Raw genomic sequence first — 6,710 nt, forward strand, 5'->3', positions numbered from 1 at the left:
CCCCGCGTGCTCAGTGCGTCAGGCGATTCCGCATCCGGTAGCGACCGTTCTCGAACTGCTCGAAATATTGGTGCACGTCAGGGTGCGAGACGGGGCCCGCAAGTGAATCCCCGATCAGGTTCTGCTGGCTGACGTAAGCCACGTAGTCGCTCTCGTCGCTTTCGGCGAGCAGGTGGTAGAAGGGCTGGTTGCGGTCGGGCCGGATTTCCTCGGGGATCGACTGGTACCATTCCTCGCTATTGGCAAAGACCGGATCGACGTCGAAAATTACGCCGCGAAAATCGAAGGCCTTGTGTCTGACGACGTCGCCGATCGCGAAACGGGTTCGGATACGGCGCGGCGCCTCGAGAGTGCGACCGGCCTGTGCGGAGAAAAACGATGCCCTGTCCATGAATGCCAAGAATATGGTGCGCTGCGGCGGATAGACAAGGGCGGGGCAGCGACCATCCACCGATTTCGCGCGCGAAAGGGGTTGGCAAGGGGCAGGCTTGCAGCTAATGGGCGCGCTCGCTTCGACCCGGGGCCACCGGCCCAGACAAGCGCACCCGACATGCGGAGAGGTGGCAGAGTGGTCGAATGCGCTGCACTCGAAATGCAGTATACGGGCAACCGTATCGAGGGTTCGAATCCCTCCCTCTCCGCCAGTCACCCCGAGCACTTCTCTCTGATTACAGGGTAATCGCGCTTCGCCGCGCAACAGGCGGCTTTGCGCGGGCCAATCCCGACTTGCCGCGCCTTTTCCAGTGTCTCCAAGCCTATCTCAGGTGACTTTCTGGCGGCCCGTCTCTCGTCGTATCGCCATCGGTCCGGATTCCCTGTTTATCAGGCAATTAACAGGGAAAAATAATGATTTGGGCCCGAAAACAGGCGGAATTTCCGAGATGTGCTCGCGCCAAGCCCGACAAACAGGCATAAAAACAGAAGGTTATGGGCAGGAAAACCCCGTTTCCCTGTTATTTGACAGAACAGGGACCTAATTCGACATATCAGGGCGCGATATCGACCGCATCAGGGCCGCTATTCGGTAGAACAGGCTTCGCTCCCGGTCCCATATCCCAGTGCCTGGCGCTGCTTTGACCAGCAAAGCGGCACGTCCAGTTTCTTGAAGTTCTCAAGATTGAGCGATTGAGGCTGCTTGCCTTCGAGGATGTCGCGCTGGATGTCGGGTGCTAGAAACGCAAGTCGCAGGATATTGCAGTCGTAGCGCGATACCGGGCCAGCCGGCATCGTGGGAAGGCCACGCTGCCATTCGACCATCGAGCGCGCCCTGCGCAAGGCTGCGATCAGTATCGGGTCGGGATTTGTCACGATCCTACCAGTGGAAGTTACGGCTCGTTTTCCGCCGCCCAGCGGGAAAGCAAGTGGCAGGAGTACCGCGCTGCGATCCTTGTCGGAATGCGTGAGCCTCTCGCCGTCCAGTAGTCTTGATGTAATGGCCACCGGATCGATGCCCGTAAGCTCGATCACCAGCCCCTCGGACGCCAGGCGAACCTTTGCGATCCTGTCGAAGTTACCATGGCGCATGGCAAGCCAGCGGGAGGTTGCCGCAGTCACGATCCTCTCGATGGCGGGGGCGGACAAGCGTTGGACAAAAGCCTGACGGTCGCTCGAAGGCCCTGCTGAAGTGATGTCGAGACTTAGTAGCGATAGCACTTGCCGGATTTGCCGCAGGAGAATGTCGGGCTCATGGGTTCACCGCTTTCGTCAAAGAGCTTGCCGGTCAGCGGAGCCTTCGCGATCCGCGTTTGGGTTCGCTGACGGCTGCGCCGCGCGTTGCGGGAGAGATGGGCCTGCACCCGCTCGAACAGATCCTTCTCTACGATCGCATCGTGCTGGCCGTCGTAGACTTCGTCTTTGTGCACTATCTGACCCTGGTAGATCCGGTTGCGCAGCAGGTGGAACAGCGCACCGCGGCTGAATGGGAGGCCGCCGGAGGTTTTGCCCTTCGCGGTCACATGGACCTTCGAGAGAACACCGTCCGCATCAAGGTCGCGCTGCAAGGCATGAACCGAGCCGAGCTGCAGGTACTTTTCGAAGATGTGCCGCACGGTCGCCGCTTCATTCTCATTGATTTCAAGTTTGCGGCTTTCGTTGTTCGGTCGATCGTAACCTAGTGGAGGCAGGCCCCCCATCCACATCCCGCGCTTCTTCGAGGCCGCGATCTTGTCGCGGATACGCTCGCCGGTGACCTCGCGCTCGAACTGCGCAAAGGAGAGCAGCACGTTGAGCATGAGCCTGCCCATCGAGTTCGTCGTGTTGAACGATTGGGTCACTGAGACAAAACTGCAGTCGGCGGCCTCGAACACTTCAACGATCTTGGAGAAGTCGGTGAGCGAGCGCGTCAGCCGGTCGATCTTGTAGACGACCACAATGTCGATCTGGCCAGCGGCGATATCCGCGAGGAGGGTTCGGAGGCCGGGCCGATCCATGGTCCCTCCCGAAAATCCACCGTCATCGAAGCGCTGAGGTAGTAGCGCCCAGCCTTCGCTGGCCTGACTCAGCACGTAGGCCTCGCTTGCTGCACGTTGTGCATCGAGGCTGTTGAAGTCCTGTTCAAGACCTTCTTCAGAACTCTTGCGTGTATAGATCGCGCAGCGAAGGGTCTTAGGCTTGTCGGCCATCAGGCTTCCCGCAGACCGAAGAAGCGCGGGCCGTTCCAGCGCGAGCCGGCGATCGCAGTCGCGGCTGCGGATAGACTGGGGAAGAGCTGGTCGTCCCAGCGGAACCCGTCTTCCTCCACGACCACGGAGATTTTGCGCCCTTTCCAGTTCCGGGTCAGAGTGGCCCCGATGCCAAGATGCTTGCCTTCGGCTTCGACCGGGCCAGAGCGGGCAAGGGCGCGCCTGGTCGACAGATCAAGTCCACCAAGCACCTCGGCCTGTATGCGCCAGCCAAGCATCTGGCGCATGATCGGAACGGAGCGAAGTGGGGGAGGGGCGCCGTAGCGCCGCCTCCATTGATCGCGAAGCTCGTCGAGGCCCATTTCACCGAGTTCGGCAAGGAGACCATGGAGCTCGGTACTCATGCCAGCTTCTCGGCCGTGTATCGCCGCACGTCGTCGGTCTTCGCGGAGGTGATCGTAAGGCCGCGTTTTTTGAGCGATCCAGCCAGTGCGCCGCGTACTGAGTGCGATTGCCAGCCGGTTGCCTTCATCATCTCGGCGATGCTGGCACCGCTCTTGCGCAAGAGCATCGTCTCGAGCTGGTCGAGCTTGGTCGGTTTGGTCTTGGTCATTCGTTTTCTCCGGCTGCGCGGCAAACGATCCTGCCGCTACCGGGAGAAGCCCGGTTTGCCGGGCGCGACACCACCAATGCTCGGTTTTGCATGACAGTCCAGTCGGAATACTTATCCAAGGGTAATCCCCGAACAATTTTCCTGCGTCCTTGGAGCTGGTCCTGTGTTCACCTATTGTTCCAATCATGGGCACTATGCAAGAGCTGGCACCTCGCACTGCCAAACACGCGCTCCAAGTCACCTACCGGGACCTTGCCGCGCTGACTCCAGACCCTCGCAATGCGAGAACACACCCCAAGCGGCAGATCGAGCAGATCATCGCTTCGATCGAAGCGTTCGGATTTACCAACCCGATCCTCGCTGACCCCGAGGGCAATCTCATTGCTGGGCACGGCCGGTTGCGTGCAGCGAAGCAGATGGGTCTTGAACAGGTCCCGGTTATTGAACTTGCCGGGCTTTCCGAAGCGCAGAAAAAAGCGCTCCGGCTCGCGGACAACAAGATCGCATTGAATGCAGGCTGGGACACCGAGATCCTCAAACTCGAGCTGGCTGATCTGTCTCTTCCCGATATCGACATCGACCTCTCGCTCACTGGATTCTCCGCAGGCGAGATCGATGTGGTGCTTGCCAAAAGCGAGGACCCAGACGACGAGGTCATTCCCGAGGTCCCGGTGGAGCCACGCGTCCAGGCCGGCGATATCTGGCAGCTGGGCGAGCATCGCGTCGGCTGCGGCGATGGGCGCGATGTTGGCTTCCTGCGCAGCGTCGTTGGCAAGGATGCGTCGATCGACTGCGCGTTCCTTGACCCACCTTACAATGTGAAGATCAACGGACATGCCAACGCCAAGGGTCGCCACCGCGAGTTCGCGATGGCGTCGGGCGAGTTGAGCAATGCGGAGTTTCGTGGCTTCCTTTCATCAACCCTCGGCGCCTGCGCCGAGGTATCGCGCGATGGTGCGGTCCACTTCGTTTGCATGGACTGGCGCCACATGGACGATGTCACGGCGTCGGTCTCCGACATCTACGATACGCTGCTCAACATCTGCGTGTGGAACAAGAGCAATGCCGGCATGGGATCGCTCTATCGATCGAAGCATGAGATGGTGTTCGTCTACCGTGTCGGCGATGCGCCGCACACTAACTGTGTCGAGCTGGGCAAACATGGCCGCAACCGGACCAATGTCTGGGACTATCCTTCAGTTAACTCGATGCGCGGATCGCGGCGCGAGGACCTTGCACTGCATCCGACGGTGAAGCCAGTCGCCATGGTGGCCGAAGCAATCTGCGACGTTACAAGGCAGGGCGAGTTGGTGCTCGACATCTTCCTCGGCTCGGGAACCAGCCTGATCGCGGCAGAGCGAGTCGGACGTAAATTCCGGGGCATCGATATTGATCCCGCCTATGTCGATCTGGCCATGGCCCGCTGGAGCGAGATCACCGGCAAGGAACCGAAGCTCGTTCACCGAGAGCCGCAAGTGGAGGCTGCCGAATGAGCCGCGCAAGCAATGGCAGGTTCCAGAAGGGCCAGTCAGGTAATCCCAAGGGACGTCCCAAGGCACGCCGTCCGCATGACTCGGCATTCGACGTCATCATTGAGAAGTCGCTGACCGTCACCCAGAATGGCGTCGAGCGCGAGCTGACGGTCGACGAGGCGCTAGAATGGCAGACCTACCAGGCCGCACTTGGCGGAAGTCGAATGGCGACCCGCAAAGTGCTCAAGATGATCGAGAAGCGCGAGGCGGCGCTGGCGAAGAAAAATCCGCCTGCTCCGCGCAAGATCCGGACCGAAGCGCACTACACGTCGGACAATGCGAATGAAGCCTTGCGCATTCTCGATATCGCACGGCCCGATCAAGGGAGGAACGGCAAACGATGGTTATTGCAGGCCTGGGCAACGCAGGCAGCGCTGAGCCGACCGGGGCGAAGAAAGTTTAAGAAGAAGGATGTCGATGAAATCAAGTTCTTCACTTCCGAATCCGAGACTCTTAGCTGGCCGCGGGGGCGGGTAGCTTGAGCGCGCAAGAGCCGGTCGGCTATGGAAATCCTCCTGCCTCCACGCGGTTCAAGAAAGGCCGGTCCGGAAACCCTCGTGGTCGCCCGCGCAATCGCCATCGTCAAATTCCGCACGACACTGTACTTGGCCAGATGGTCACCATCAAAGAAGATGGCCGCAAGCGACGCGTAACTGCGGCCGAAGCTTTTCTTCTTCAACTTACGCAGAGGGGGCTCGCTGGAGACAGCGCGGCTGCGAGATCATCTCTCGAAGCGATCGAAAAGGCGCGAGCGAGCCGCGGCGAGGACCGGGAAAGCGTCGACGTAATCGTGTTCCAGCTGGTCGGACTCGGCATGGACTCCATTCTCGAGCCGCTCGGTATCGCGAAAAAGAAACATCCTACCGACGAAGACCGAGTGCGGTGGGAACTCACTTCGTGGATCGTTGAGAAGGCGCTAGTTCGGGTGGGGGACCGGCAACTCTCGTTCGCAGAGCAGAAGGAAGTGTGGGATGCGACCCGCACACCGCAAAAGGTCAGGTGGCCGGACTGGTGGATCTATCGCGGGTGAATGTCCGATTCGCGCCCTCATTTCAGACCTAGAGAGCTCTTCGGGCCCAGCCTAAAAGCTGCCATCGAATTTGCTCGAATTCATGCATCATTGCGTTTCCTCCATGGCCAATCCCTGGCCGAGGAGAAATGCCATGGGCTACTCACACTATGATCCAGCGATGCAGGATCGGGCACCTTGGAATGCCAGCAAAAAGGTTGGGACCAAGCGGCCGCTGTCGCAAAAGCAGATTTGGGCGGTTCGCTTTTTTCTCGATCGCGAGCATAGGATTCGAGATCGAGCGTTGTTTGATCTCGCCATCGACAGCAAACTACGCTGCTGCGACCTGGTCAAACTCAGGATCGGCGACCTTGTAGCCGGCAGCGAGATCCGAAGGCGCGCGACAATCGTGCAGCAAAAGACTCACCGGCCAGTTCAGTTCGAATTGACGACTGACGTGAGAGCTAGCCTCTTGGCATGGTTCGAGTGCCGCGGGGGCACGGTTGATGATTATGCCTTCCCAAGCCGGATAGTCCGCAGCGGACATCTGAGTACCCGTCAGTATGCTCGTTTAGTGGATGAGTGGGTCACCGCCATCGGACTTCGCCGGGAGGAATACGGAACGCACTCGATGCGGCGAACCAAGGCTTCCATGATCTACAAGGCGACGGGCAACCTGAGAGCCATCCAAATATTGCTTGGTCATTCAAAGATCGAGAACACTGTCAGATATCTCGGTGTTGATATCGAAGATGCCCTCCTGCTTGCTGAGCGAACAGAGATCTGAGACCGTGGCGGCTCTTCCTAAAGCGGAAGGGCCGTTTCCAGTCGACTAGGAGGTCATGAATGTCTGACTATGGGTGGAAAGCGGCCATTCGCCGGATCGCATGATCGAGGTTCGCTAGGTTTAGAAGCAGACCCGTGCTGGACGGATC

9 protein-coding genes and 1 tRNA gene are annotated in these 6,710 nt (G+C 59.5%); 5 read left to right on the forward strand and 5 right to left on the reverse strand.

Features of this window, described 5'->3' with window-relative positions:
- Nucleotides 1-10: 10 nt before the first annotated feature.
- A complete protein-coding gene (gene hspQ / locus K3146_RS13350; RefSeq protein WP_221546804.1) occupies nucleotides 11-391 on the reverse strand; it encodes a heat shock protein HspQ in 381 nt (126 codons plus the stop codon).
- A gap of 163 nt (nucleotides 392-554) precedes the next feature.
- On the opposite strand from hspQ, the gene K3146_RS13355 reads away from it, so the two are divergent.
- Nucleotides 555-644, forward strand: a tRNA-Ser gene (locus tag K3146_RS13355).
- 373 nt (nucleotides 645-1,017) lie between these two features.
- On the opposite strand, the gene K3146_RS13360 is transcribed toward K3146_RS13355, so the two are convergent.
- The 4 genes from K3146_RS13360 to K3146_RS13375 form a co-directional block, all read right to left on the reverse strand.
- Complete coding sequence (locus K3146_RS13360; protein ID WP_221546805.1) at nucleotides 1,018-1,554, reverse strand: hypothetical protein; 537 nt, start codon at nucleotides 1,552-1,554, stop codon at nucleotides 1,018-1,020.
- A gap of 83 nt (nucleotides 1,555-1,637) precedes the next feature.
- On the reverse strand, nucleotides 1,638-2,621 hold the full coding sequence (locus tag K3146_RS13365) for a recombinase family protein (RefSeq protein ID WP_221546806.1): 984 nt from the start codon (nucleotides 2,619-2,621) through the stop codon (nucleotides 1,638-1,640).
- Complete coding sequence (locus K3146_RS13370) at nucleotides 2,621-3,025, reverse strand: DUF2924 domain-containing protein (RefSeq protein WP_221546807.1); 405 nt, start codon at nucleotides 3,023-3,025, stop codon at nucleotides 2,621-2,623. Before K3146_RS13370 ends, K3146_RS13365 begins: the two co-directional genes overlap by 1 nt.
- Complete coding sequence (locus tag K3146_RS13375; protein WP_221546808.1) at nucleotides 3,022-3,234, reverse strand: DUF3489 domain-containing protein; 213 nt, start codon at nucleotides 3,232-3,234, stop codon at nucleotides 3,022-3,024. The genes K3146_RS13370 and K3146_RS13375 overlap by 4 nt, the downstream gene beginning before the upstream one ends.
- Nucleotides 3,235-3,419: 185 nt before the next feature.
- On the opposite strand from K3146_RS13375, the gene K3146_RS13380 reads away from it, so the two are divergent.
- The 4 genes from K3146_RS13380 (at nucleotide 3,420) to K3146_RS13395 (ending at nucleotide 6,562) form a co-directional block, all read left to right on the forward strand.
- Nucleotides 3,420-4,727 (forward strand): site-specific DNA-methyltransferase, encoded by a 1,308-nt coding sequence (locus K3146_RS13380; RefSeq protein ID WP_221546809.1) that lies wholly within the window; start codon nucleotides 3,420-3,422, stop codon nucleotides 4,725-4,727.
- Nucleotides 4,724-5,248, forward strand: coding sequence for a DUF5681 domain-containing protein (locus K3146_RS13385; protein ID WP_221546810.1), 525 nt, complete (start codon nucleotides 4,724-4,726; stop codon nucleotides 5,246-5,248). The genes K3146_RS13380 and K3146_RS13385 overlap by 4 nt, the downstream gene beginning before the upstream one ends.
- Nucleotides 5,245-5,796: a DUF5681 domain-containing protein gene (locus K3146_RS13390; protein WP_221546811.1), complete on the forward strand. Its 552-nt coding sequence runs from the start codon at nucleotides 5,245-5,247 to the stop codon at nucleotides 5,794-5,796. Before K3146_RS13385 ends, K3146_RS13390 begins: the two co-directional genes overlap by 4 nt.
- A gap of 133 nt (nucleotides 5,797-5,929) precedes the next feature.
- Nucleotides 5,930-6,562 carry a tyrosine-type recombinase/integrase gene (locus K3146_RS13395; protein ID WP_221546812.1) on the forward strand — a complete coding sequence of 211 codons (633 nt, stop codon included), beginning with the start codon at nucleotides 5,930-5,932 and terminating at the stop codon, nucleotides 6,560-6,562.
- Nucleotides 6,563-6,710 lie beyond the last annotated feature (148 nt).

The sequence above is a fragment of the Qipengyuania vesicularis genome, from assembly GCF_019711415.1.
In the GTDB taxonomy this organism is placed as follows: domain Bacteria; phylum Pseudomonadota; class Alphaproteobacteria; order Sphingomonadales; family Sphingomonadaceae; genus Qipengyuania; species Qipengyuania vesicularis.